We start from the raw sequence: 2645 nt of genomic DNA on the forward strand, positions 1-2645 counted from the left end.
GGGCCGTTCGGCGGTGGTCATGGGCCCTTTGGCGGCGGTCATGGGCCCTTCGGCGGTCATGGGCCCTTCGGCGGTCATGGGCCGTTCGGCGGTGGTCATGGGCCGTTCGGCGGTGGTCATGGGCCGTTCGGCGGTGGTCATGGGCCGTTCGGCGGTGGTCATGGGCCGTTCGGCGGTGGTCATGGGCCGTTCGGCGGGGGCCATGGCTTTGGCGGCGGTCACGGATTTGGCCACCGATAGCGCCTTTGCGGTTCCCGGGCGGCCCTGATCCGGCGCGCTAGGGTGGCGGATCGGGGCAGGGCAACGAATTTCGGACGATGTGGAGGAGCGATGGACGTCGTACTTGGCGTGTCTATGGCACCTGAGACAGTCCGCATGGTGCTCGTAGAAGGCGAGGCCGCCAGCGGGGTGACCGTCGACCAGGAAGGTTTCGATGTCGCCGGCCACGAAACACCCCGCGCCGCAGCCGATCACGTCGTCGCGGCCATTCTTGAAACCCGGGACAGCGCGGCCCAAGACGGGTATCGGCTGAGGTCCAGCGGAGTGAGCTGGACCGACCCGGTCAAGGCGGCGGCCCTGCGAGATGCGTTGACGGCGCGCAAGATTGAGAACGTCATGCTGGTCTCGGCGGTCATGGCCGCCGCGGCGCTGGCGCAGGCCATGGGCAGCGCGACCAACTGGGCCCGCACGGCGTTGCTGCTCGTCGAACCGGGCAGCGCGACCCTGGCTGTCGTCGACACCTCCCGCGGGACGGTCACCGACGTGCATCGGCACCCGCTGCCCGGCAACGACGACGCCGCGCTGGCGAAGCTGACCGCGATGGTCTCGGGCGCGGAGTCGATGAGCGCGCGGCCCGACGGGCTGTTCCTGGTCGGCTCGGAGGTCGACATTCCCTCGATCAAGCCGACGCTCGAGGCGGCGACCGCCCTTTCGGTGACGACGCCCGAGGAACCCGAGATGGCCCTGGCGCGCGGCGCCTCACTGGCCGCCGCGAACGCGAAGCTGGGAGCGCCGCGGACGGTCGCGATGACCGCCACCCCGACCGCGGCGGCCGAGCTCGCCTACAGCGCCGAAGAGGATCCGGCCTCCGACGCCGACCGGCTCGCCGGCGCCCCGTCGCAGCAGCGCCGCAGCCGCACGTCGATCCTGACGATCGCCGCCGTCGCGACGGTGTTCGTCGGCGGCATCGTGGCGTTGACGCTGGCACTGATCTTCGGGAACCGGCCGCCCGCCGACCAGCGGCCCGACGACAGCACGAACGTCGTCGCGCCGCAGAATCCGAACGCCGGTCCACCGGCTCCGCCCCCGCCGCCGGCCGCCCCGGCGATACCGCCCCCGGCCTCCGAGTCGCCGCCGCAGCCCTCCCCGCATTCCGGCGACCACCACAACCTGGACGACTGGCTGCACCGCCACCTGGGCACCGGAGTTCCCGCCCTGTAGCCCGGTCGGGGCTCGGTCCCGGGTCACCGCCCGGGCTGCGAACAAGCGTAAAATTGGGTGACTAGGGGAATAACGGTGGGGATTTAAGCGATCTTCGCGCCACCAGTTCGTGCGACGAGCCCGCCTCATCGTTACCGGCTAGCAACCGACTATTGGAGGAGCTTTGGACACCGTACTTGGTGTGTCGATGGCCCCGACGGCAGTCCGGATGGTGCTGGTCGAGGGGGAAAACGGCGACGGCGCGACCGTCGATGAGGAAAATTTCGATGTCGCCGCCGCTGCCGATGCAGCAACGGTAACCGCCTCGGACCAGGTAGTCTCGGCCATCTTGGGGACCCGTCAGGGCGCCGCAGAGGGCGGCTATCAACTGGCGTCGACCGGAGTCACGTTCACCGACCCGCTCGAGGCCGCCGCCCTGCGCGACAAGCTGGCCGCTTACAAGGTCGAAAATGTGATGCTCGTCTCGGCCTTTTTGGCCGCGGCCGCGCTGGCCCAGGCGGTCGGTCACCGGACCAACTACGCGCAGACGGCGCTGCTCTACATCGAGCCCGACACTGCGACGCTGGCGGTCGTCGACAGCGCCGACGGATCCATCGCCGACGTCCAGCGACAGGCCCTGCCGGCCGACGACGAGGCGGCCGTCGCCCAGCTGGCCGCGATGGTGTCCAGCGCGGAGAACTTGGAGACGCGCCCGGACGCCGTGTTCGTCGTCGGCTCCGGCATCGACATCCCGCTGATCAAGCCCGCTCTGGAAGCGGCGACCACCCTGCCGCTGACGGCGCCCGAGGAGCCGGACACGGCTTTGGCCCGCGGCGCTGCGCTGGCGTCGGCGCACGCCCCGCTGTTCTCGTCGTCCACCGCGGCCCTGGCCTACGCGCAGGACCCCGGCACCGGCGCGATCGACCCGTTGGCCGTGGCGCCGGGCTACTTCGAAAACCCGGGTGAGGCCGGTGCGGACGGGCTCGCGTACAGCGCCGTGCCCGACGACCCGGACGAGTTCTTCACCGGCTCGCAGACCGCCGCGACGGCCCTGGTCGACGCCGACTACCACGAGCGCAGCTCATTCCGGCTGGTGGGAAGCGTGGTGGCGGGCATCTTCGTCATCGGCGTTGTGGCGCTGGTCGTGTCGCTGGCGATCGCCATCCGGCCCACGGCCAACGTGCGGCCCAGCCCGAACCAGAACGTCGTGGTCGCCCCCACCCGGC

3 protein-coding genes are annotated in these 2645 nt (G+C 70.9%); 2 read left to right on the forward strand and 1 reads right to left on the reverse strand.

Features of this window, described 5'->3' with window-relative positions:
• The coding region (locus tag BST14_RS30220; protein WP_438502215.1) for a dermokine domain-containing protein at window positions 1-234 on the reverse strand (234 nt) is incomplete at its 3' end.
• A gap of 96 nt (window positions 235-330) precedes the next feature.
• On the opposite strand from BST14_RS30220, the gene BST14_RS27835 reads away from it, so the two are divergent.
• Together BST14_RS27835 and BST14_RS27840 are read left to right on the forward strand one after the other, a co-directional pair.
• A complete protein-coding gene (locus tag BST14_RS27835) occupies window positions 331-1440 on the forward strand; it encodes a DUF7159 family protein (RefSeq protein WP_083067464.1) in 1110 nt (369 codons plus the stop codon).
• Window positions 1441-1603: 163 nt separating this feature from the next.
• Window positions 1604-2645, forward strand: a 1042-nt coding sequence (locus BST14_RS27840; RefSeq protein ID WP_438502216.1) for a DUF7159 family protein, incomplete at its 3' end; no start/stop codon positions are given.

The sequence above is a fragment of the Mycobacterium arosiense ATCC BAA-1401 = DSM 45069 genome (genome assembly GCF_002086125.1).
Classification (GTDB): domain Bacteria; phylum Actinomycetota; class Actinomycetes; order Mycobacteriales; family Mycobacteriaceae; genus Mycobacterium; species Mycobacterium arosiense.